Raw genomic sequence first — 24,795 nt, forward strand, 5'->3', positions numbered from 1 at the left:
ATATTTTAGTATTTACCTATGAAATGATTTCATGCTTGAAAGAATAAAAGGTACTGAAGCAGCGCCTCAGTACCTTATTTTGTGTCCAGCGCAAGCGCCCTAGCGGCTAGTGTCCTTCCGCGCTCCGCCCTACGATAAGTCAAGCACGAATGCGCTCCGCTCTTCGTGTTTCCTTTATCTCAGTTGGAGCGCTCCAGGCCATACGCCGCTGACCAGGGCGCTTGCGCTTTTCTAATCATACTTCCATAATAATCGGAAGGATCATTGGTCTTCTTTTTGTTTTTTCATATAAGTACCGGTATAGGTCATCTCTTATTTCTTGCTTTAAGCTTGCCCATTCAAATGAACCCTTCGCACTAACTTTCTCGACGATATCCCGCACTAATTTTGTAGAATCCTCCATCAATTTTTCTGATTCGCGAACATAGACAAACCCTCTTGAAATGATTTCAGGTCCTGCAGCAATTTTCTTTTCTCGTTTCGTTAAGGTTACAACCACAATGAGAATCCCGTCTTGAGATAACAGCTTTCGGTCCCGTAATACGATATTACCAACATCACCTACACCAATCCCGTCGATGAGGACATTACCGGAGGGAACTTTTCCAGTAATAGATATTGTTCCTTCCTTCCATTCCAAGACATCACCACGGTCAGGAATAAAAATCTGTTCATCTGTCAGACCACACTCAAGGGCCACTTTTCGATGAGCCATTAGCATTCGGTATTCTCCATGTACAGGAATGAAAAATTTCGGTTTCATTAAATTGATCATAAATTTTAACTCTTCCTGACTGCCATGGCTCGAAACATGAACCGTCCGTTTACCGGATATCACATTAGCTCCGGCTCTAAACAGCATATCAACTGTTTTGAATAAAAATACCTCACTCCCCCTTAGTGGCGAAGCGGCGATTAAAACGGTATCCCCTGTTTGGATATTTAAAAGTTTATGTGTTTGCTTTGCCATTTTCTGCAAGGCCTCAATAGGCTCCCCTTGACTGCCAGTCATTAAGATGACAATTTCACGGTCCTGATATTCCTTTAACTCACTAATCGAAATAATTAAATCTTCCGGAACTTCTAAGTACCCTAAATCAAGGGCAATATGATAAATTCGTTCAAGACTTTTCCCTACAACTGCAACTTTCCGGCCATTCTCCCTAGCAGCATTAAAAATATGCTGGATACGGTTTATATCTGATGCAAAACAAGCTGCAATGATCCTGCCAGGAGCATTATAAAAGGCATTGGACATTTCTCGTTCAATAATTGCTTCAGATGTTGTATAGCCCGGTTTTTCAGCTTCGGTACTATCAGACAATAAACATAAAACCCCTTGGTCACCAATAGCTGCCATTTTACCAATTTCCGGTTTATAAAGCTTGGTGGCCGCCTGATCAAATTTAAAGTCGCCGGTATAAACGATAATTCCTTCAGATGTATGTAGACAGATTCCGACTGAATCAGGAATACTATGATTTGTTCGAAAAAAGCTTACATTTGCAGAATCAAATTCTACAAGTGAATCCGAATCAACTTCAATGAAATTTGCCTTCCTGTTAAAAGCCTGCTCCTTTAGCTTTGCATTTGCAAGCGCAAGGGTTAATTTCGTCCCATAGACGGGCGCATCGACATGACTAAGAACAAAGGAAAGTGCACCAATATGGTCTTCATGTCCGTGTGATAAAAAAATGGCCTTTATCCGTTCCTTATTGTCTTTTAAATAAGTTATATCAGGAATAACCATATCGATGCCAAGCATTTCTTCCTCGGGGAACATTAAGCCCGCATCAAGGATAAATATGTCCTTGTCCACTTCTACAAGGTACATATTCTTTCCGATTTCTCCTATACCACCAAGGGTAATAACCTTAATGGAATTATTTTTTTTCTTTATCAATTTCCGTATCCTCCTACGTTGATGTTTTCCGATCGAAATCAGTTATAATTATTATACTTGAAATTAGAAAACCTTTACAACAATAAACAAAAAGCCATCCGATATCCCTAATCGGATGACTTTTTGTTTTTTTATTTATTTCTTATTTAAAATCGAAATTAAGGTTGCACGCTCTTGTTCGGTTAAGCCAACAAGCGGTAGTCTTACCGAGCCAACATCCAATCCCACTACCTGCAGCGCAGTCTTAACAGGAGCCGGACTTGGAGCAGCAAATAAGCCCTGCATAATCGGAAGCAAATGCTGATGTAATAACGCAGCCTTCCGATTCTCGCCATCAAAAAACGCTTTAACCATTTCCTGCATTTCATTGCCAATCACATGTGAAGCAACCGAGACAATCCCCACTCCGCCAATGGACAGAACGGGGATTGTTAAGCCATCATCACCACTATATAAAACAAAATCGTCGTCTGTATTAGCAATAATATGCGTCATTGCATTTAAATCCCCACTCGCTTCCTTTACAGCAACAATATTTGCTATCTTTGAAAGGCGGATTACGGTCTCTGGAAGGATATTTACTGCTGCCCTTCCTGGAATATTATAAACCATTAGCGGAAGTGTAGTGGCTTCGGCGACTGCTTTGAAATGCTGAAATAGACCTTCTTGATTTGGTTTATTATAATAGGGAGCTACCGCCATAATCGCATCCACACCAAGCTGCTCTGCTTTTTTTGTCAATTCAATCGAGGCATAAGTATTATTACTTCCCGTACCAGCAATCACTGGAATTCTCTTATTTACAACTTTTACAATATGATCAAATAATGCCAGCTTTTCTTCCTTAGATAATGTTGGGGATTCTCCAGTCGTCCCGGCAACAACGAGAGAATCTGTTCCATTTTCAATTAAATAATTGACTAATTGAGTGGTCTTCGCAAAGTCAATATGCCCTTTTCTATCAAAAGGGGTGACCATTGCCGTAGATACACGCCCGAAATGAACCATTTTTTCCTACTCCTTTCGATACAGACAGCTAGCTCCATCAGCCAATGTATCCTTTAAATTTCCATTCAATATAGGTTTTTTATTAATATTCCCCTTATAGATCTGCAAGATTGTATTCAAATTTTTCCTCTTCTAATTGAAAGGCATCATGCAGGGCATTGACGGATTTAACTAAGTCATCCTGCTTGACCAGCACCCAAATGGTTGTATGGCTGTCCGCAGATTGTAAAATACGAATTCCATGGTCAGAAAGGGCCGTAACGATTTTCGAGGTTACCCCTGGTACACCTGATATCCCTGCACCAACAACAGAAACCTTTGCACAATGGCGTTCAATAACGGGGTCATGACCCAATTCATTTAAGACTTGGATAGCCCTGTCTGTCATTTCTTCTGAAACCGTATAAATAACACCGTTTGGCGAAATATTGATAAAATCTACACTGATTTTTTCAATAGCCATTGCCTTAAACACTTCTGACTGCAGATAGTATTGATCTTTTTTGGCAAAAACCTTTATTTGGGTGACATTTGAAACATGGGCAATCCCTGTTACCATTCGTTCCCTGACATCACTGCCGCGATTATTCCTATTTAATGTCGTTACCAATGTACCGAGGGCTTCAGAATAAGTGGAGCGAATGCGAATCGGCACTTTTGCCTGCATCGCAATTTCTACCGCTCTTGGGTGAATGACCTTTGCACCTTGATAGGCCATATTACAAACTTCTGTATAAGTAACAACTGGAAGCGGACGGGCATTTTCAGCAATGCGTGGATCTGCGGTCATAATTCCTTCCACATCGGTAAAAATATCTATCCATTCGGCATTAAGGGCCGCACCTAAGGCTGCTGCTGAGGTATCACTGCCGCCGCGGCCTATGGTCGTAATGTCACCATTTTTGGCAGCCCCTTGGAATCCAGCAACAATAACTACATCATAATTCTCTAATTCCCTTAGAAGCCTGTCACATTTCATTTCATTGATTTTTGCATTTGTATGGTCGTTATTGGTCCTAAACCCTGCTTGCGCTCCAGTTAAAGCCACGGCCTTTATGCCGCTCTCCACTAGCATATTTGCAAAAACGACACTAGAAATAACCTCACCACAAGACAATAATAAATCATGTTCTCGTTTTGAGATTTTACTTAAATTACCGCCGATTAATGATAATAAGGTGTCGGTTGCGTAGGGGTCACCCTTTCTCCCCATTGCGGAAACAACAACTACTACCTTATAACCTTCTGCTAAGGCCCTTTTAATATGACCTTCTGCATGTTTCCTGCTCTTCTCATCTTTGACAGATGTACCGCCAAATTTTTGGACAATAATTTTCATGGTGACACCAAAACCTACCTTTTTGGTTGTAACTTTATTTTACCAAACCTAATTTTACCAAACTTTGGGCTATTTGAACTGAATTCCATGCCGCCCCTTTAAGCAGGTTGTCGGATACTACCCACATGTGGAACCCGCGGTCTTCATCGATGTCTTTTCTAATCCGTCCAACGAAGACATCGTTTTTTCCAACGCAATTTGCCGGCATTGGATATACTTGATTTTCCGGATCATCCTGTAAAATAATACCTGGTGCATCCTTTAATAATGCTTTGATATCATTCGCACTTACGTCCTCCGCTTCAATTTCAAAATAAACAGATTCTGAATGTCCAACAGCAACTGGAAGACGGACGCACGTTGCCGAAACCTGTAATTCCGGCATATTCATAATTTTCTTTGTTTCATTAATCATTTTCATTTCTTCAAATGTATAGCCGTTTTCCTGGAACATATCAATTTGCGGAATTGCATTAAAAGCAATTTGGTAATGATTTTTATCTGATTTCACCGGTAAAAGCTTCGGTTCAAATGTTTCTTTATTAAGAATAGACTTTGTCTGTTCCAGTAATTCTTCCACTGCAGCAGACCCGGCACCTGAAACGGCTTGATAGGTTGAGACGATAACCTTTTTTAACCCATATTTCTGTCGAACTGGTTCTAAGGCGACTACCATTTGAATTGTTGAGCAGTTTGGATTTGCAATAATTCCATTATGATGAAGCAAGTCCGCTTCGTTTACCTCCGGAACAACCAAAGGTTTATCCTCATCCATTCTAAAGGCGCTAGTGTTGTCCACGACGATGGCACCACGTTTTACTGCTTCATGAGCAAGTTCCTTTGATACACTGCCGCCCGCACTGAATAAAGCAATCTCGACACCTTCAAAGCTCTCAGGCTTCGCTTCGTGAATCGTATATTCTTGACCATTAACATTCACTCTTTTCCCTGCCGACCGGGCTGAGGATAAGAGGGTAAGTTCTTTAATTGGGAAATTCTCTTTAATTAGGGTTTGAATCATTTGTTGTCCGACTGCTCCTGTTGCCCCTACAACCGCAACATGAAATCCATTGTGCTCGCTCATTACATGTTCTCCCTTCAATCTTTCACCTGTATAATGACTGGTCATTTCGTTTTTAAATATTTCATCAGCGGGAGAGACACCCCCCACTGATGAATGGTAAATTTATTTTAACATATTCCTTTTAAGAAATAACCTTTTTTGAAATATTGGGGAGAATTAGTCACTGTCTTTATACCTTTCGACTAGTACGGGCTGAATCTGTCTGCCTTCAATTGCTGCTTCCACTGTTTCAGAGAGCAGCGTCATCCTCGCAACCATTGAATTTGGTTTTTTCACCGGATCATCCTGCCCATAGGGAATAAAATAGATATTTTTCGTTGCCATTAACCTCATTAAATTTACACCATTTAAACCAAGTGCATCATTCGTTGAAATACCAAGTACGACTGGCTTTAAATTTCTAAGAGTGGCTTTGGCAGCCATTAAGACGGGACTGTCGTTCATTGCATTGGCAAATTTACTCATTGAGACACCTGTTAAAGGAGCAATTACCATACAATCAAGCGGGATTTTCGGTCCTAAAGGCTCTGCCTTGACGATCGAATCAATGACCTTATGTCCTGTTAAATCTTCAATCCTCTCAATCCAATCTTCCCCTTTACCAAAGCGGGTTTCTGTATTTTTAACTGTAAAAGTTACAACTGGCATTACCTCTGCGCCGGCCTGAACTAATTTTTCAATTTCCGGAAATACAGCATCATACGTACAATGTGAGCCTGTTAGGCCAAAGCCAATCCTTTTACCCTTTAAACTCATTTCACTTTCCCCTTTCGCTTTCTTACATCATCTTGAAGCAGCTGGGCTAGAACATTTGCCAGGATTTGACCGGCTGTTTTTGGAGCCACAATTCCTGGAAGTCCAGGGGCAAGTAATGCCTTTATTCCCCGTTTTTCCGCATATCTAAAATCAGTCCCGCCAGGTTTTGAGGCAAGGTCAATAATAAGTGAATGGGCAGGCAATTTCGATATTACCGTAGCCGTAACAATTAAATGTGGAGCCGTGTTAATTAAAATATCGATTTCTTTCACTTCATTCACTAAATCATTTAAATGAAAGGGGGTTAAACCCATTTCCGTGATTCTTGCTAAATGTTCACTTTTTCTAGCTCCTACCTTCACCTTTGCCCCAAGTGCGGCAAAGGTTCTCGCCACACTCATCCCCACTCTTCCTAAGCCTAATATGGCAATATTTGAGCCATGGATGGTGAAATCGGTATGCTGTATGGCCATCATAATCGTTCCTTCTACGGTTGGGATTGAATTATAGATGGCAACATCATCCCGCTCGAATAACTGGATTAAAGGTCGTTTACTCTTGGTTGTAATTCCATTTAAATAAGAATTACTAATCCCTGAATAAATCGTACAATGTTCAGGAGTTTTTTCCAGCATATCGCTTGTTATAATCACCTTTTCATTTGAGAAAATTGTTTCCACTTGGCCATCAAGATCTGTACCTGGTACAGGTAAAATAAGAGCATCCATATTTGAAAAATTGACTTCTTCTAACTTTTCCTTGACTGCACCGGTGAAGGCATGGTCAAGCTGTTCAAAACCAATCAGCGATATCCTCGCATCTAATTCGGTTAACTTGCGGATAATTTCCAGCTGTCTGGCATCCCCGCCAATCACGGCTATTTGCATCCCTGTCAGCATGAAAACATTCACCTTCTTTTTTAAAAATCCAACTAGGAATTCTTTTTAATTGTCTAGCACCTGCTTTTCTTCTTATCACTTCACCATCTTATGTAAGTTCGCTTCAATCGGTGAGTTTTCCACCTTTAGTAAACTAAAAAAAGCCCAAGCAAATGAAGTTTTGCTTGAGCCTTTATTCGTATCTTTAATCCTCTTCAGGCACGTCAATAATGATCATGTCAGCACCTATTTTCTTTATATGCTGCCATGGTACTCTGACTTCCTCGCCTTGCTTCCGAAAGCCAAACCATTTTAATGAAGGAATTAGCAGGGCCTGTATTTGACCAGTTCCTTCATTAATTTCTAAATCGGTAGACCCTAGCACCCCTAATCGCTCAGCCCTTTTTACATCGACAATTTCTTTACCGCTTAATTCACTAAGCCTCATCCGAAAGCCCCCTCTTCAACCCTTTTCTACTAGTTTATAGGGGGAAGTCCAAAAATAGAATAAAGAAAAACAGTTCGGTGATCGAACTGTTTTTCTGTTTACGATAATTTATTAGGAAATTCTCCATCTGGACTAATCAAGGTGACAGAATATTTGTCCGTAAAAACGGCTCTTGCCATGTCGTCCACACTTTTCTTAGTAACTACATCAATCTGCTCGATAATTTCATCGAGGGAGCGATGACGTCTTAATAGGAGTTCATTTTTGCCATTGCGGCTCATTCGGCTATTTGTGCTTTCTAAACTTAACATCAAACTGCCTTTTAGCTGTTCTTTACTATTTGTTAATTCTTTCTCGGTAATACCATTTTGCTTTAATTTCTCAAGTGTCTCTTGGATAGTTTCAAATAAAACATCCAGCTGTTTTGCACCCGTTCCGCCATAAACTGTGACGATTCCACTATCCTGATAGGCAGAATGGTAAGAGAATACGGAGTAAGCTAAGCCTCTTTGTTCTCGGACCTCTTGGAACAGTCTCGAGCTCATGCTGCCGCCCAAAATATTATTTAGCGTAATTAAACTATAGATATCCTCATGACCAACCTTAAGTCCTTCAAAACCAATACATAAATGGGCCTGCTCCGTCTCCTTTTTCCTTGATATTCGATTAGAATGAAAAACAGGAACATTTTCGGGGGTTTCCTTTGAGCCGCCCTGGTAGCTTCCAAAATATTTTTCAACTTCCTGAATAAAAGCCTCTGATATATTACCTGCGATTGAAATAACCACATTTTCAGGAGTGTATCTTTCATGGATATATTCTCTGAGTGTGTCACCAGTAAATGTATTTAATGTTTCTTCTGTCCCAAGAATCGGGTATCCAAGTGGATGATTTTCAAAAACAGCCCTGCTAAGTAAATCATGGACGATATCATCCGGTGTATCTTCATACATTTTTATTTCCTCTAAAACAACGTTTTTCTCCTTTTTTAATTCCTCTTCAACAAAAGTAGAATTAAAAAACATATCTGCTAGTACATCTAAGGCAAATTGAGAATGCGTATCAAGAACCTTGGCATAATAGCATGTATATTCCTTAGAGGTAAAGGCATTAACCTGACCGCCAATGCTATCAAAGGATTCAGCAATGTCCTTTGCAGAACGCGTGGCAGTACCTTTAAAAAACATATGCTCTAGGAAATGGGAAATACCATTGTTTTGTGGATTCTCATCTCTAGAACCAGTTCCAATCCATACACCAATGGCAACGGATCGTACGGTAGGAATATTTTCTAATACAATTCTTACTCCATTTTGGCAAGTATATTTATTAATCATCGACTTCCTCCTGTCTATACACCGCAGATGCTACTACTCCAATAATTTATTATACTTTCTAGAAGTTATTTTCTCCAATTTTAAGAGATATCTTCCTTAATTATTTAATGATTCTTTCCTCATTCATTAAATCTGAGACCGTACCGATTTTTAAATTCCTTTGCTTGATTAAGGTAATTAATTGTTCGAGTGAGTTTGCTGTTGATGCAGTCGGATGCATCAGCACCATGGAACCGTTATCAATTTTTGACATGACCCGATTAATCAGAGCTTCAGGAGAGGGCTTTTTCCAGTCCACTGTATCGACTGTCCACATTACGGTTTTCATATTAAATTCATGAGCGACTTTTATGGTCTCATCCCGATAACTGCCGCTAGGCGGAGCGAACCAGACACATTTCGCACCAGTTGCTGCTTCAATGATCTCATTCGTTTTCTTTATTTGTTCCCTAGCCATAGGAGCTGTCAGCCGCTTCATATCCGGATGTGAATAAGAATGATTTCCTACCTCATGTCCAGCACTCACTATCATTTTTGCGAGGTCTGGATTTTCTTTTACCCAATTTCCTTCTAGAAAAAAACTAGCTGTTACATGATGCCTTTTCAAGGTCGCAAGCATTTCTGAGAGATATTCATTTCCCCATGCAACATTAATAATGAAGGATACCATTGGTTTTTCAGGATGGCCTTTATATATCGGCGAGGGAGGTAATTGGTCAAGATGCACCTTTGGTTTTGTTTGGATAAACACCAGTTTCTTTTCGTCAAAAACTTGCTTTTTTTTCATATTTTTATAAGAAGCTTCAAGATCCACTTCAAGTCCGTTATAGCCGGGAATAGCCTTCCAAACCCTATCTATTTTCGCATCGGAAGGTGGGATTTCATATGTAGAAGCATGTTTTATGATACTTTGATAAAGAGGATCTGACTCCTTTGCAGCAGGAAGTGCTGATTGCTTTATTGAAGAAACATACTTGTTCACAATTGGATTGTTAACTAAGATCCATGCAGCCAAACCTAAACTTAAAAAAATCCAAGCCTTTTTCATCTACCTTTCCCCCTTCCATACACTTTATGTATAGAAGGGACAAGGTAGAACAGAAAAGCCTTTGCAGAAGAGAATGGCTTTAATAATGAAAAAAGTCAGGGTGTTTGCCCCGACTTATCTGCATTCAAAAGCCTGTAATCATTCTTACTGGTTTTCTTCTGCCTTTTCGCGCTGTTCCTTCAAGACCGCTTTACGTGAAAGGTTCACACGGCCTTGTTTATCAATTTCGGTTACCTTAACTAAGAATTGATCACCAATTTTAACAACATCCTCCACTTTTCCTACCCGCTCTTCAGCAAGTTCAGAAATATGGACGAGTCCGTCTTTTCCAGCAAAAATTTCAACGAAGGCACCAAATTTTTCAATCCGCTTTACCTTGCCAAGATACATTTCTCCGACTTGAACCTCACGAACAATATCTTCAATGATTTTCTTCGCTTTTTGATTCATCTCTTGGTTAGTCGAGGCAATAAAAACAGTACCATCTTGCTCGATATCAATCTTAACACCTGTTTCTTCAATAATCTTATTGATTTGTTTACCGCTCGGTCCAATGACATCACGGATTTTATCTGGGTTGATTGTCATCGTTAAGATTTTCGGTGCGAATTGGGAAAGCTCGGTTCTTGGTTCAGTAATGGTAGCAAGCATAGAATCTAAAATATGCATTCTTCCCACTTTTGCTTGCTGTAAGGCTTCTTCTAAAATATCGCGGGAAAGACCTTCGATTTTTATATCCATTTGCAGCGCTGTAACACCTTTTGCTGTTCCTGCGACTTTAAAATCCATGTCTCCTAGATGGTCTTCCATCCCTTGAATATCAGATAATACAGTATAGTGCTCTCCTGATTTAACAAGACCCATAGCAATACCAGCGACAGGCGCTTTAATCGGCACACCTGCATCCATCATCGCCAACGTACTTGCACAAATACTTGCCTGAGAAGTGGAACCATTGGATTCGAGAACCTCAGAAACAAGGCGGATGGTATATGGAAAATCCTTTTCAGATGGAATAATCGGTTCCAGGGCACGTTCACCCAAGGCACCATGGCCGATTTCACGACGGCCCGGTCCGCGGATTGGGCCAGTTTCCCCTACACTGAATTGTGGGAAGTTGTAATGATGCATGAAGCGTTTCTCTTCTTCAATTCCTAAACCATCAAGAATCTGTACATCACCCATTGCTCCAAGCGTACAAATACTTAAAGCCTGTGTTTGTCCACGCGTAAATAATCCTGACCCATGGGTACGAGGTAAAATACTTACTTGGGACGATAATGGTCGGATTTCATCAATTTTACGGCCATCTGGACGGATTTTTTCCACTGTTATTAGACGGCGGACTTCACCTTTAACCATCTTATCCAAAATTTGTTTGACTTGCTTCAAATCTTCAGCTGTTGCTTCTTGTTCTTCGTATTTAGCCAAAACTTGGTTTTTAACTTCTTTGATGGCATCTTCACGAGCATGCTTTTCTTGAACCTGGATAGCACTAATCATTTCTGATTCGCACATTTCTCTTACTTCAGCTTCAAGCCCTGCATCTAATTCATACAAGGAAATTTGTCTTTTTTCTTTGCCAACTTCAGCGACGATTTTTTCTTGAAATTCAATTAATTGTTTAATCTCATTGTGGCCAAACATAATAGCTTCAAGCATGATTTCCTCGGGAACCTCTAAAGCTCCTGCTTCAACCATATTAATCGCATCTTTTGTTCCAGCAACTGTTAAGTGAATGTCACTCTGTTCTGCCTGTTCAACTGTAGGGTTAACGACAAATTCTCCATTGATACGCCCAACAATAACACCGGCAATTGGACCCTCAAACGGTATATCTGAAGTGCTTAGCGCCAAAGAAGACCCGAACATTGCAGCCATTTCAGTCGAACAATCCTGATCCACACTCATCACAATGCTAATTACTTGAACATCATTACGGAATCCATCCGCAAAAAGCGGGCGGATCGGACGATCAATAAGGCGGCTAGCTAAAATAGCCTTTTCACTTGGACGACCTTCCCGTTTAATAAAACCTCCAGGAATCTTACCAACAGCATACAACCGTTCTTCATAGTTAACTGTTAATGGGAAGAAATCCAAGTTTTTCGGTTCTTTGGAAGCCGTTGCGGTACTTAATACGGCCGTATCACCATAGCGAACCATTACTGCCCCGTTTGCCTGCTTTGCCAATTGACCAAGTTCGACGGTTAACTTGCGCCCCGCCCAATCCATCGAATATTCATGTTTCGTTTGTTCCATAATTTTACCCCTCTCCATCTAAATCACTTAGGAGGATGATGCGAAATATGACTATCCCGCTGTACTCATCTTACTAAAGATAGCTTATATTAAAAAAGCCTTGAAGGCTCATTGTATCAATTCAAATTACTTATAGTATGCACATAATTGCTCTGACTTAAAATATGTATAAAAAATTTTAACCTAATAAAAAAGCGGGAAAATTCCCGCTTCTGTAGACTAACGACGTAGACCAAGCTTATTAATTAACACACGGTAACGTTGAACGTCTTTATTACGTAGGAAAGTCAAAAGATTACGACGTTTACCAACCATTTTCAAAAGGCCACGGCGTGAGTGGTGATCTTTCTTGTGTGTACGTAAGTGCTCGTTCAAATTGTTAATTGATTCAGTAAGGACAGCGATTTGAACTTCAGCAGATCCAGTGTCGCTCTCATGAGTTTTATACTCATTGATAAGTTCATTTTTACGTTCTTGAGTGATTGCCATCCGGATTCACCTCCTAGTTTTTCTATCCCCAGTTACCGAGCAAGCGTCGGTGACTCGACTTGCCAAGCAAAGGTTGTTTTTAATACGTAGTTAAGAATACATTGTTTTACGCCAAAAAGCAAGTAAAAACCTCATTATCTTGTAAGAAAAACTTCATAATGAAAGCAATGTCAGGAAGATTGTCGATTCTTTTCAAAGTAATGTAAGGCATTTTGCTTATCCTTCTCTATTTGAGTTACTAGTTCTTCAATCCCTGAAAATTTTTGTTCTTTCCGTAAATATAGATGCCATTCAATAACAACTTCATATCCATAAATCTCCCGGTTAAAGTCAAACAGATGAACCTCAACTGATAGCTTTACTGCTTCCTTATTAAATGTTGGTTTGTATCCAACATTACAAACACCATCATGCCAATCATTATCTACTTTCATTCGTACTGCATAAACACCTGTAGGTGGTACAATATATGCCTCATTTAAGTCGATGTTTGCCGTTGGAAAGCCAATTGTCCGGCCCCGTTTATCCCCATGTATAACCGTTCCTGTAGTCGTATAGAACTTACCAAGAAGCGGTGGAAGCTGCGCTGTTTTTCCTTCTTTCAGGAGATTACGAATTCTTGTTGAACTAACCTTTTCGTTATCTTGCGCAAATTTGGCTACTATTGTATGAGAAAACTGATCTCTTGAATGAAATGGCAAGGTTTCCATTGTTCCTTTACCCATTCGTCCATATGTAAAATCAAATCCGGCGACAACATGGTGTACATTAAGCGCAATTACATATCGATCAACAAATTCTTGAGGAAGCAGATTGGCAAATTCTGCGGTGAAATGAACAATAAATAGATAATCAATACCTAAACTGTCAATAATGCTAATTTTTTCCTTCAAGGGAGTTATATACTGTACATGTTTTCTGCCTTTTCCTAACACGACCGATGGATGCGGGTCAAATGTCATGACAGCACTGTGATACCCCTTACTCTCCGCCTGCCGTTTAGCCTCAAGGATTACCTCTCGATGACCGCGATGAACTCCATCAAAATAGCCAAGAGCCATAGCTAATGGCGGAAATTCGTTATTTATGTTATATGGAAAACTAAGTCTTATTATTTCCAAATGAAACTCACCTTTTCTTTTACCGTAACCTTTTATTCTAGCTCGTTTCTTAATACCTTAACTGGTTTAAGCAAATCCGGCTTGTTGGGATGTTTTGCATAAATCGCCAGAGCCATTCCATCTTTAGTTTCTGCAATAATAGGTCCGTTACTTGTCTTTAAATGTTCTGGCATTGGTAATAGAGCACCATTTTTCACTTTCTCTGCTACTTTATCATTAATCAGTAATTTCGGCAAATGAGAAAGTGCTGTTTCCAAAGGTCTTAAAACGGTTGAAATAGTCCCATCAGCCATCAATTTTTCAACCTCTTCAAATGTGAGACAATCCTTCAACGAATAGGATGCGGATTGAATTCTTGTCAGGTGCGACATATGTGCTGGATACCCAAGACGCTCGCCAATCATGACCGCTAAGGTTCGGATATAGGTCCCCTTACTGCAGCTGACTCTAAATCGAAAACTAATCGTTTCACCAGAATATTCAGTTCTCTCGTCAAGTAATTCTATCGAAAAAATCTTCACCTTTCTCGAAGGGCGTTCCACTTCAATCCCTTTCCGTGCATATTCATAAAGTCGGACTCCTCCGACTTTAACAGCTGAAAACATAGGGGGTGTTTGTTCAATTTCACCCGTTAATGAATTCAGAACCTGCTGAATTTCTTCATGTGGAATCGTACGATTCACCATTTTCTTCTCAACCGTTTCACCAGAGGCATCCTCTGTTGTTGTCGAAAAACCGATTGTCACTTCCCCTTCATATGCCTTGCCAGCATCGGTTATGTACTCAGCAACCTTGGTTGCTTTCCCAATACAAATAGGAAGAACACCGGTCACATCAGGATCAAGTGTGCCTGTATGACCTACTTTTTTTGTTTTTAAAATCTTTCTTAACTTAAAGACACAATCATGTGATGTTAACCCAGCAGGCTTAAATAAAGGTAAAATCCCTTCCAAGATTAACTCTCCTCACTAAAATATTTAAAAAAATGGATAGACCTATGTCTATCCATTTTCCGTTAAATTGTTACTCTTCTTCATTCTTATCCATTGGTTTATCATCTGTATGCAATTGATGAAGCAGTGTTTCAATCCGATTTCCATAATCGATTGATTCATCCCATTCAAAGATGATTTCAGGTGTTTTGCGAAGGCGAATACGCTGACCAATTTCTGTCCGGATAAAACCTTTTGCCTTGGCCAGACCTTTTAAAGTATTTTCCCGTTGCTCTTCATCACCTAATACAGAAATATAAACCTTAGCTTGTTGTAAATCTCCAGTTACTTCAACATCGGTAACCGTCACAAATCCAATCCGTGGATCCTTGATTTTGCGACTGATGATGTCACCTAGTTCTTTTTTCATTTGTTCTCCAACACGATTTGCTCTGTGGCTCATCACATTCACCTCTTAACTTAAAGCCAATCCATCTCGGTGATCGTTCTTTCTATTTCTGGAAACGAGTCGATAAATTTTAACGCATTTTGCAGCTCCTGCTCTGTTGATACTCTTGAGGAAGTAACTGCTGCGATGGCAATCTTTGTTCGCTGCCATACATCCTGATAGTCAACTTCTGACACGGATACGTTAAACTTTTGTTTTAATCGTGTAAGGATTCGCTGCAAAACGGCTCGTTTCTCTTTTAAGGAATGGGCATCGTAAATGATACATTCACAAACGGCAGCGCCGATGATCATTTACGTTCAATTTCTTCCATTACGTATGCTTCAATGATGTCTCCTTCTTTTACATCATTAAAGTTTTTAATGGTGATACCACATTCATAGCCTTGTGCGACTTCTTTTGCATCGTCTTTGAAACGTTTTAGGGCATCGATTTGTCCTTCAAAGATGACAACTCCGTTACGAATTAAGCGAATGCCGCTGTCACGGGTAATTTTACCATCCGTTACATACGAACCAGCAATCGTACCCACCTTCGATACTTTGAATGTTTGACGAACCTCAGCTTGACCGATGATTTTTTCTTGGAATTCGGGGTCAAGCATCCCTTTCATAGCCGCTTCAATCTCTTCGATAACTTTATAAATGATTCTGTGCAGACGGACATCCACTTTCTCAGCATCTGCAGCACGTTTCGCGTTTACATCTGGGCGAACATTGAATCCGATAACGATCGCATTTGATGCTGCCGCAAGACTAATATCCGACTCATTAATCGCACCTGCACCGCTATGGATAATTTTAATATTGACACCTTGAACGTCGATTTTCTGCAATGAAGCAGCAACCGCTTCTGCAGAACCTTGAACATCAGCTTTAAGGATGATGTTTAAGTCCTTCATTTCGCCTTGTTTCAATTGTTCAAACAGCGTTTCTAAGCTTACAATCGATTTTTCTCCTCGATGTGCAACCAATGCCTGCTGGGAGCGTGCTTCCCCAACTTGACGTGCTGTCTTTTCGTCATCAAACACAACGAAGCGGTCCCCAGCCTGCGGAACATCACTTAGTCCTGTTATTTCAACTGGTGTTGATGGGCCTGCTTCTTTAACACGGCGGCCTTTATCATTCACCATCGCACGAACACGGCCATGTGTATGACCAACAACAATCGGATCACCAATTTTTAGCGTTCCGTTTTGCACTAGTAAGGTGGCAACCGAACCACGGCCCTTATCCAATTGGGCTTCAATCACGGTTCCAACGGCTTTTCTATTTGGATTTGCTTTATATTCTTCTACTTCACCGACAAGAAGAATCATTTCTAAAAGATTATCTATACCTTCGCCGGTTTTTGCAGATAGTGGGACAAAAATAGTATCCCCACCCCATGCTTCAGATACTAATCCATGTTCAGTAAGTTCCTGCATCACACGATCAGCATTCGCGGCCTCTTTATCCATTTTATTAACCGCTACAATAATTGGAACCTCAGCTGCTTTTGCATGGTTAATGGCTTCTACAGTTTGCGGCATTACACCGTCATCTGCAGCTACAACAAGAATGGTTATATCGGTAATTTTTGCACCACGTTGACGCATGGTTGTGAATGCAGCGTGTCCTGGTGTATCAAGGAATGTTATTTTCTTACCGTTTTCAACCACTTGGTAGGCACCGATATGCTGGGTTATTCCACCAGCTTCTCCTTCAGTTACCTTTGTGTTTCGAATCGAATCAAGTAATGTTGTTTTACCGTGGTCAACATGCCCCATAATGGTAACGACAGAAGGTCTTTCTACTAAGTTTTCCGCACTGTCTTCGGTAAAATACACTTCAAGGTCGGTTGTATCGATTTTAATTTCTTCCTCGACCTCGACCCCATATTCCCCGGCGATTAATTCAATTGCATCTTTATCTAACACCTGGTTAATTGTTGCCATTACACCAAGCAAGAAGAGTTTTTTGATGATTTCTGATGGTTCGCGATAGATTTTTTTCGCTAGCTCTGCTACCGTTAGCGATTCACTAAAGGTAATTTTAGCTGGAAGTTCTCTCTCTTTTCTCTTTTGCGGTGCTGCTTGCTGTACTGGTGTATGGTTTTTCTTTTTATTATTGTGATTATTACGATTCTGGTTGTAATTGTTATTATATGGTTTACTCTTTGCTTTTCCAGAATTGAAGACTTTATTTTCTTTTGATTGAGATTCTTGGTTTTGCTTCTTGCCTTCCGCCGTTTTTGGAGGAGAGGCTACTTTCACCTTGCTAGGAGCAGAATTTTTATCTGCAGCTTCCTCAAATGCTTTAGGTGTTTTCGACTGCACTTGCGGCTTCTGCCCCGATTGTGCCGGTCTTTGATTTTGACGATTTTGCTGCTGGGCAGGGCGATTGCTTGGGCGTTTTTGCTGTCCGCCTTCCTGCTTTTGCTGCGTATTATTTACAGGCTTTTGCTGGGTATTATTTACCGGCTTTTGCTGCGGTGAATTGGTTGCTTTTTTACTGTAGGCAGCATCAAGTTTTTTGATGTCTGCATCTTCTATTGTTGCCATATGATTGGAAACCTCTATATTCATTTCTTTTAATTTTGTAATGATATCTTTACTTGAAATATTGTGTTTTTTTGCGTATTCATAAACACGGATTTTACTCATATTTTCACCCCCGCTAGATTTAATCGAGCAACGTTATCAATTTTTTTGCAAATCCATCATCCATAACAGCTACAACAACGCGGGCTTCCTTGCCAATTGCTTGACCAAGAAGGTGACGGTCCTCAACCATTTTATATGGAACTTCATAGGAATTACATTTATCCGTAATTTTTTTAGTCGTATTTGCAGACGCATCTGCGGATAATAGTACGAGTTTTGCTTTGCCGTTTCGGATTTCCTTGACGGTTAATTCCTCACCCGTTGTGATTTTACGCGCTCGATTGGCCAAGCCAAGCAATGACATCCATTGTTTTTGGTTCATGTGGATGGTCAGTTCTCCTTCTCTATTAGCTCTAGGAGCTCTTCATATATTGAATCATTAATAGAAACCTCTAAATGATTAGACAAGGTGTTTTTTTTCTTGGCTAGTAAGACAGCTTCTTTGTCCTTTGAAAGGTATGCACCTCTGCCGGATTTTTTTCCGGTCAAATCGATGGATACGTCTCCTTCTTTGGAGCGAACGATGCGAACGAGTTCTTTTTTCGGTTTCATTTCACCGGTAGCCACACATTTGCGCATTGGAACTTTTTTTCTAGAGTTCACACGTCTCACCTCAACATTAATCTATATCTTCTTCGAAATCGAAATCAGTATCAACTTGTTCATCAAAAAGCCTGATTGGTTCTTCACGCGGATAAATCCCCATTTCACGCGCTTCTGTTTCTGATTTGATATCAATTTTCCAGCCTGTTAATTTTGCCGCCAGCCGGGCATTTTGGCCACGTTTACCAATTGCCAGGGAAAGCTGATAATCTGGGACAACAACTGTCGTTGCTTTTTCGTTTTCACTCACCATAACATCCAAAACCTTCGAAGGACTCAGTGAATTAGCGACAAAGACGACAGGATCATCAGACCACTTAACGATATCGATTTTTTCACCCTTTAACTCATTCACGACTGCTTGAACTCTTGTCCCCTTAGGACCGACACAAGAACCAACCGGATCTACTTCATGATTATCCGAGTGCACAGAAATCTTAGAGCGATCCCCTGCTTCACGGGCAACAGATTTAATTTCCACTGTTCCGTCGTAAATCTCTGGGACCTCAATTTCGAACAAGCGTTTCAAAAGTCCCGGATGTGTCCGAGATACGAATATTTGCGGACCCTTGGTTGTTTTTTCAACTTTGGTAATAAATACCTTGATTCGGTCATGCGGCTTGTAACGTTCATTTGGCATTTGTTCATTTGCAGGAAGTAACGCCTCAATTTTACCAAGGCTGACATAAATAAATTTAGAATCAAGCCGTTGAACAATACCAGTCATAATATCTTCTTCACGGTCGATAAATTCTGAATAAATGATTCCTCTTTCTGCTTCTCTTACTCGCTGTGTGACCACCTGTTTAGCAGTTTGAGCTGCGATTCTGCCGAAATCCTTCGGAGTTACCTCCATTTCAACAACATCTTCAACCTGGTAGTTTGGATTGATTTGTCTTGCATCCTCTAAAGAGATTTCCAGACGCGGATCGAAAACCTGATCAACAACCTCTTTTCGCGCAAAAACGCGCATCGTCCCTGTCTGTAAGTTTATGTCAATCCGCACATTCTGAGCCTGATTGAAATTACGGCGATATGCCGATACGAGTGCTGCCTCAATCGCTTCAATTAAAATCGCTCTGGAAATACCTTTTTCTCTTTCCAGTATTGTAAGAGCATCTAATAATTCGCTGCTCATTTGCTTGTATCCCCCTAATCCTTTTCAATTTTTCATTTGGCTATGTTAAAGGTGAATGTTGATTTCCGTTCCAGGCGCTTCGCTTTCCGCGGGGCGGGCGGTGAGCCTCCTCGGCGCTATAGCGCCTGCGGGGTCTCACCTGTCCCACTGCTCCCGCAGGAGTCTCGCGCCTGTAACGAAGATCAACATTGTGATCAAAATCAACCAAGTGCTTTAACACAACTTTTCTTTATGAAAAAATAACGGCTAGTCGTGCATTTGCTACTTTTTCATATGGAATTTCAATAGACTTCTTACGGGTCTTGATTTTGACCTCAATTTTCAATACTTGACCATTAAATTCCAGCAATGTTCCTTCGAAGCTTTTTTCACCATCAATTGGCTCATACGTTTTGATAAAGACATTTTTGCCAATAGCCATTTGAAAATCTTTATCTTTTTTTAATGGTCGCTCTGCACCAGGTGAGGACACTTCAAGAAAATAATTATGGGGAATTGGATCGATTTCATCGAGTTTTTCGCTGAGCCGCTCACTGACAAGTCCGCAATCCTCAATATCCACACCGTTATCTTTATCAATATATACACGAAGAAACCAGCTTTTCCCTTCTTTTACATATTCAATTTCAACCAATTCCAAGCCCAGCTCTTGAATAAGCGGTGCCGCAAGCTCTTCCACTACTTCCGTTACTTTGCTCATACTAACCCCCCCTTTTCGATGTTTTTCACCCATATTTTATGTAGTTCACGGAAAGTTTTATTAAGTTCTACTAAAAAAATATTCGACAACAAGACGAAAGAGTGGGTTTCCCCACTCTTAGACACGAGAGTATTTCTTAGTATTTCCAATAAAACTATACCATAACCAATATTTTTATGCAAACCTAAACCAAAGCCGAGCGCCTCGTACAGGGCGGTAGAGGGCGATTTGTTTAGAAAAGTGAAAGCTGGTTTTGCTCCGGAAGGGATTTTAGGCAGCCTTGTTTGTCCAAATATTCTAGAATGGTCTTGGATACCTTCCCTCTCTGCTGAAGGTCTTCTTTTGATAAAAATTCTCCTTCGCCCCTTGCCTTCACAATGTTAAAAGCAGCATTTGTTCCCAGACCTGGAATGGAATTAAAGGGGGGAATTAATGTATTGCCTTCAATAATGAAATCTGACGCATCCGATTTGTACAAATCGTAATTTTGGAAAACAAACCCTCTTTCGGTCATTTCAAGGGCCAATTCTAAAACTGTTAATAAGTTTTTCTCTTTATTCGAGGCTTCTAAGCCCTTTGCATTTATTTCTTCGATTTTTGCGCGGATGGCTTCTGACCCGCGCGACATCGCCTCAATGTCAAAATCCTCGGCACGGACAGTGAAATAGGCGGCATAATAAAGAAGCGGCAGATGAACCTTAAAATAAGCAATTCGAACCGCCATTAACACATAGGCAGCCGCATGCGCCTTAGGGAACATATATTTAATCTTTTTACAAGAATCAATATACCATTCCGGAACTTCATTTTTTCGCATTTCCGCTTCCATCTCTTCACTTAAGCCTTTTCCTTTTCGAACTGATTCCATAATTTTAAAGGCAAACGAAGGATCCAGTCCTTGATAAATCAAATAGACCATGATATCGTCCCGACAGCCAATTACTTCGCTCAAGTTACATGTTTGATTATGGATTAATTCTTGAGCATTTCCCAGCCATACATCTGTACCGTGTGAGAGCCCGGAAATTTGAACGAGTTCCGAAAATGTTGTTGGTTTTGTATCTTCAAGCATTTGCCTAACGAATCGAGTTCCAAATTCCGGTATTCCCAGCGTACCCGTTTTACACATAATTTGCTGTTCTGTCACACCCAGCGATTCAGTGCCGCTAAAAATCTTCATAACTTCAGGGTCATCGGTTGGAATTGTTTTCGGGTCCATTCCGCTAAGGTCCTGGAGCATCCTGATAACCGTTGGATCGTCGTGACCAAGGATATCAAGCTTTAACACGTTATCATGGATGGAATGGAAATCAAAATGGGTTGTTTTCCATTCAGATGTCCGATCATCTGCCGGGAATTGAATCGGTGAAAAATCAAAAACATCCATATAATCAGGAATAACGATGATGCCGCCAGGGTGCTGCCCCGTCGTTCTCTTCACCCCTGTACAGCCGGAAGCAAGCCGGTCCACTTCAGCGCCCCTTAATGTAAGATTATTATCCTGCTGATAGGCCTTTACATATCCAAAAGCTGTTTTATCGGCCACCGTTCCAATCGTACCGGCACGGAACACATTATCCTCACCAAACAGGACCTTTGTATAGTTATGGGCACGAGGCTGATACTCACCAGAGAAATTTAAATCGATATCCGGGACTTTATCCCCTTTAAAGCCAAGGAATGTTTCAAAGGGAATATCATGCCCGTCTTTCGTGTATTTAGAGCCGCATTCGGGGCAGTTTTTATCTGGCAAGTCAAATCCAGATCCTACAGACCCATCATTAAAGAACTCAGAGTGCTTACATTTAGGGCAAACATAATGCGGCGGCAATGGATTAACTTCCGTTATTTCTGTCATGGTGGCAACAAGGGATGAACCGACAGATCCCCTTGAACCTACTAGGTAGCCATCATCCAAGGATTTTTTTACAAGCTTGTGTGAAATCAAATAAATAACGGCAAAACCATGTCCAATAATACTCTTCAGTTCTTTCTCCAGGCGTGCCTCAACAATTTCTGGAAGTGGATCACCATAAATTTTCCGTGCCATTGCGTAACTCATTTCGCGCATTTCTTCATCGGCACCTTCAATTCGCGGTGTATATAAATCATCCTTAATTGGTTTAATGTCATCAATCATATCGGCAATTTTATTCGTGTTGGTGACGACAATCTCTTTCGCCTTTTCTCTCCCCAAAAACGAAAAGGCATCCATCATCTCATTGGTTGTCCTGAAGTGGACATCGGGAAGCTGATGGCGGTTTAGCGGGTTGGCGCCGCCTTGTGAATTAACTAATATTTTTCGGTAGATTTTATCATTTTCATTTAGATAATGGACATTCCCCGTTGCGGCGACTGGAATGCCTAATTTATCACCAAGGTTTACAATCTTAGTAATGATATCTTCCATGGCCTTTTCATTGCGCACCAATTCCATTTCAATCAACGGAGCATTTACTTCTTTCGGCATAACCTCGATATAATCATAAAAACGTGCTGCTGCCTCTACTTCATCTGGGGATTTTTGCATCATTCCCTCAAACACTTCGCCTTTACTACAGCCTGAGCCTACAAGGATGCCTTCTCTGTATTTTTGGAGAACCGATCTTGGAATTCTTGGTACTCTGTAAAAATACTCAATATGAGAAATCGAAACGAGTTTAAATAAGTTTTTTAAGCCAACCTCAGTTTGCGCTAAAAGTGTGCAATGATAGGGACGGGCACGTTGATAGGCATTCCCTTTCCCCATGTTATTGTTAAATTGATCATGATATTCAATCCCTTTTTCAAGGGCATCTTTCAGCATCTTCAGAAGTAAATACCCCGTTGCTTCTGCATCATAAATGGCACGGTGATGCTGGGTTAAATCGATATCAAACTTCTTTGTCAGTGTATTTAAACGATGGTTCTTCATTTCCGGGTAGAGAAATCGACCTAACTCAAGTGTATCAATGACCGGATTTTTTGCTTTTTCAAAGCCAATTTTTTTATAACCAACATTGAGGAAGCCCATGTCAAAAGAAGCATTATGGGCAACTAGGACGGCATCAGAAGTCCATTCACTAAAATTACGAAGAACCTCTTCTATCTCTGGTGCAGACTGTACCATATCATCGGTAATCCCTGTAAGGTTGATTGTTGTTGCAGATAAACGGTGATGCGGGTTCGCAAATGATTCAAAACGGTCAATGATCTCACCGTCATGAATCTTCACAGCCGCAAGCTCGATAATCGTATCGTATACGGCTGAAAGTCCTGTTGTTTCAACGTCAAAGACAACAAATGTATCTTCAGCTAATAAACGGTTTGCGTCATTATAGGCAATTGGCACACCATCATCAACTAAATTCACTTCAACACCGTAAAGAATTTTTATATCATTTTTCTTACCGGCACCATATGCTTCAGGAAAGGATTGCGCACCAGCATGGTCAGTTACCGCAACCGCTTTATGACCCCATTTTTTTGCTTGGGCAATTAGTGCGCCTACAGGTGTTACAGCATCCATTTGACTCATCGGTGTATGCAGATGGAGTTCCACACGCTTTTCATCATCTGGTGCTGTATCTTTCCGCTGGGCAGGTTTAATTTCATTAATATCATTTCCGATCATCACGAGGTCACGAACGAAGGTATCGTTCTGAATGCTTCCCCTAACTTTCACCCACATTCCCTTTTTAACAAGCTGAAAAAGGGCTGCATCTTCTTTATCTCTCGAAAACATTTTTACCATGATCGAGCTTGTGTAGTCGGTAATTTTGAAGGTAAGCAGCGACCGGCCGCTTCGGAGCTCACGAATCTCGGCATCAAAGATATAGCCTTCAACTGCTACTCTTCTTTCCTCATCCACAATATCTATTAGACTGCGGAATTCACTATTATCCTTAATGGTGAGTCCAATCGTAAGCGGACCTTGGGGACCCGCCCCAGAAGCCTGATCCTTATCTGCCTCTTTCTTCTGTAATTCAACCAATGCTTGAAGTCCTCGTTCTTGGTCTTCCTTTTGCTTGGCAAGTAAAAATTGTTGATATTCTTCATTTTTTTCAGCATTGTTTATTTCCGTCTCTATCGATAAATTAGGAAATCCGAATGATTGATAAATAGCAGTGATTGTCCCGCCATATTTCCGCTTTATCGTTTGCCCCTCTGTATCATTTCGGACAGTGACAGTAAGCTTATTTCCGTTCACATCGGGGTGTTGTTCATTAAGCAGCTTTAATAGCGGCGGAGCAATACCATCAATTTGCTGAATACAATTACTCCAATATTCTTGAATTAATTCTGGTGATATTGTTTGATTGGATACTTGAATACTATATGAAATTGTTGCGATATTCGAAAATGTTCTCTCTAACTGAGTCGAAAACCGAAGATAAACATTGTAGGGAAGGATTTTTTCAAATAAAAATTCAAAATGCCATTTCCTTGCTTTCTTTTCAACTAATAGTCTTTCTATTTGCGCGTTGTTGAAATGGACTACAAACGTATCCTCAACCAATTGCAGCTGCTGGAGCAAGAGTTGAAATCGCTCTTTATTCCCTAAGGCATGATCGCTCAAGCGTCTCTCTCCCATCTTTTAAAAAATAACTTATTTTCTCTATGTCAAAGCATTATTATATCATATGATACATGATGA

Annotated in this window: 21 protein-coding genes; all 21 read right to left on the reverse strand. The window is 40.5% G+C overall.

All coding sequences use genetic code 11. The annotated features are described in order from the left end of the window. Nucleotides 1-235 precede the first annotated feature (235 nt). The 21 genes from ACIQCO_RS01890 to ACIQCO_RS01990 all read right to left on the reverse strand — a co-directional run bounded on the left by ACIQCO_RS01890 (nucleotide 236) and on the right by ACIQCO_RS01990 (nucleotide 24,717). Entirely contained in the window at nucleotides 236-1,903 is a 1,668-nt protein-coding gene (locus tag ACIQCO_RS01890) for a ribonuclease J (RefSeq protein WP_400425224.1), read from the reverse strand. A gap of 135 nt (nucleotides 1,904-2,038) precedes the next feature. Beyond that, on the reverse strand, nucleotides 2,039-2,911 hold the full coding sequence (dapA, locus tag ACIQCO_RS01895) for a 4-hydroxy-tetrahydrodipicolinate synthase (protein WP_400425227.1): 873 nt from the start codon (nucleotides 2,909-2,911) through the stop codon (nucleotides 2,039-2,041). A gap of 94 nt (nucleotides 2,912-3,005) precedes the next feature. Further along, nucleotides 3,006-4,250: an aspartate kinase gene (gene dapG / locus ACIQCO_RS01900; RefSeq protein WP_400425229.1), complete on the reverse strand. Its 1,245-nt coding sequence runs from the start codon at nucleotides 4,248-4,250 to the stop codon at nucleotides 3,006-3,008. 34 nt (nucleotides 4,251-4,284) lie between these two features. Then, nucleotides 4,285-5,334: an aspartate-semialdehyde dehydrogenase gene (gene asd, locus ACIQCO_RS01905; RefSeq protein WP_400425908.1), complete on the reverse strand. Its 1,050-nt coding sequence runs from the start codon at nucleotides 5,332-5,334 to the stop codon at nucleotides 4,285-4,287. Between the two features lie 156 nt (nucleotides 5,335-5,490). Continuing rightward, entirely contained in the window at nucleotides 5,491-6,090 is a 600-nt protein-coding gene (dpaB, locus tag ACIQCO_RS01910) for a dipicolinate synthase subunit B (protein WP_066085387.1), read from the reverse strand. Beyond that, nucleotides 6,087-6,989 (reverse strand): dipicolinic acid synthetase subunit A, encoded by a 903-nt coding sequence (gene dpaA / locus ACIQCO_RS01915; protein ID WP_400425233.1) that lies wholly within the window; start codon nucleotides 6,987-6,989, stop codon nucleotides 6,087-6,089. Before dpaA ends, dpaB begins: the two co-directional genes overlap by 4 nt. Before the next feature lie 184 nt (nucleotides 6,990-7,173). Further along, a complete protein-coding gene (locus ACIQCO_RS01920; RefSeq protein WP_400425236.1) occupies nucleotides 7,174-7,416 on the reverse strand; it encodes a YlmC/YmxH family sporulation protein in 243 nt (80 codons plus the stop codon). A 98-nt stretch (nucleotides 7,417-7,514) separates the two neighbouring features. Next, on the reverse strand, nucleotides 7,515-8,753 hold the full coding sequence (locus ACIQCO_RS01925; RefSeq protein WP_400425239.1) for a M16 family metallopeptidase: 1,239 nt from the start codon (nucleotides 8,751-8,753) through the stop codon (nucleotides 7,515-7,517). Nucleotides 8,754-8,853: 100 nt separating this feature from the next. Beyond that, complete coding sequence (locus tag ACIQCO_RS01930) at nucleotides 8,854-9,801, reverse strand: polysaccharide deacetylase family protein (RefSeq protein ID WP_400425242.1); 948 nt, start codon at nucleotides 9,799-9,801, stop codon at nucleotides 8,854-8,856. Between the two features lie 144 nt (nucleotides 9,802-9,945). Then, nucleotides 9,946-12,063 (reverse strand): polyribonucleotide nucleotidyltransferase, encoded by a 2,118-nt coding sequence (gene pnp, locus ACIQCO_RS01935; protein ID WP_400425245.1) that lies wholly within the window; start codon nucleotides 12,061-12,063, stop codon nucleotides 9,946-9,948. A gap of 219 nt (nucleotides 12,064-12,282) precedes the next feature. Beyond that, nucleotides 12,283-12,552, reverse strand: a complete 270-nt coding sequence (gene rpsO / locus ACIQCO_RS01940; protein WP_024026799.1) for a 30S ribosomal protein S15 — start codon at nucleotides 12,550-12,552, stop codon at nucleotides 12,283-12,285. 170 nt (nucleotides 12,553-12,722) lie between these two features. Further along, complete coding sequence (ribF, locus tag ACIQCO_RS01945; RefSeq protein ID WP_400425248.1) at nucleotides 12,723-13,673, reverse strand: bifunctional riboflavin kinase/FAD synthetase; 951 nt, start codon at nucleotides 13,671-13,673, stop codon at nucleotides 12,723-12,725. A 32-nt stretch (nucleotides 13,674-13,705) separates the two neighbouring features. Beyond that, nucleotides 13,706-14,626: a tRNA pseudouridine(55) synthase TruB gene (gene truB / locus ACIQCO_RS01950; RefSeq protein WP_400425251.1), complete on the reverse strand. Its 921-nt coding sequence runs from the start codon at nucleotides 14,624-14,626 to the stop codon at nucleotides 13,706-13,708. A gap of 70 nt (nucleotides 14,627-14,696) precedes the next feature. Continuing rightward, on the reverse strand, nucleotides 14,697-15,068 hold the full coding sequence (gene rbfA, locus ACIQCO_RS01955; RefSeq protein WP_400425254.1) for a 30S ribosome-binding factor RbfA: 372 nt from the start codon (nucleotides 15,066-15,068) through the stop codon (nucleotides 14,697-14,699). Nucleotides 15,069-15,085: 17 nt separating this feature from the next. Next, nucleotides 15,086-15,367 carry a DUF503 domain-containing protein gene (locus ACIQCO_RS01960; RefSeq protein ID WP_024026803.1) on the reverse strand — a complete coding sequence of 94 codons (282 nt, stop codon included), beginning with the start codon at nucleotides 15,365-15,367 and terminating at the stop codon, nucleotides 15,086-15,088. Beyond that, nucleotides 15,364-17,718 (reverse strand): translation initiation factor IF-2, encoded by a 2,355-nt coding sequence (gene infB / locus ACIQCO_RS01965; protein WP_400425258.1) that lies wholly within the window; start codon nucleotides 17,716-17,718, stop codon nucleotides 15,364-15,366. Before infB ends, ACIQCO_RS01960 begins: the two co-directional genes overlap by 4 nt. Before the next feature lie 19 nt (nucleotides 17,719-17,737). Then, entirely contained in the window at nucleotides 17,738-18,040 is a 303-nt protein-coding gene (locus ACIQCO_RS01970) for a YlxQ family RNA-binding protein (RefSeq protein WP_400425261.1), read from the reverse strand. 8 nt (nucleotides 18,041-18,048) lie between these two features. Further along, on the reverse strand, nucleotides 18,049-18,321 hold the full coding sequence (gene rnpM / locus ACIQCO_RS01975; RefSeq protein ID WP_024026806.1) for an RNase P modulator RnpM: 273 nt from the start codon (nucleotides 18,319-18,321) through the stop codon (nucleotides 18,049-18,051). A 16-nt stretch (nucleotides 18,322-18,337) separates the two neighbouring features. Continuing rightward, nucleotides 18,338-19,459 (reverse strand): transcription termination factor NusA, encoded by a 1,122-nt coding sequence (gene nusA / locus ACIQCO_RS01980; RefSeq protein WP_400425266.1) that lies wholly within the window; start codon nucleotides 19,457-19,459, stop codon nucleotides 18,338-18,340. Between the two features lie 229 nt (nucleotides 19,460-19,688). Further along, nucleotides 19,689-20,159, reverse strand: coding sequence for a ribosome maturation factor RimP (gene rimP / locus ACIQCO_RS01985; RefSeq protein WP_400425269.1), 471 nt, complete (start codon nucleotides 20,157-20,159; stop codon nucleotides 19,689-19,691). Between the two features lie 232 nt (nucleotides 20,160-20,391). Beyond that, on the reverse strand, nucleotides 20,392-24,717 hold the full coding sequence (locus ACIQCO_RS01990) for a PolC-type DNA polymerase III (protein ID WP_400425272.1): 4,326 nt from the start codon (nucleotides 24,715-24,717) through the stop codon (nucleotides 20,392-20,394). Nucleotides 24,718-24,795 lie beyond the last annotated feature (78 nt).

This window comes from Neobacillus sp. NPDC093127 (genome assembly GCF_044754175.1).
Taxonomy (GTDB): Bacteria; Bacillota; Bacilli; order Bacillales; family Cytobacillaceae; genus Neobacillus.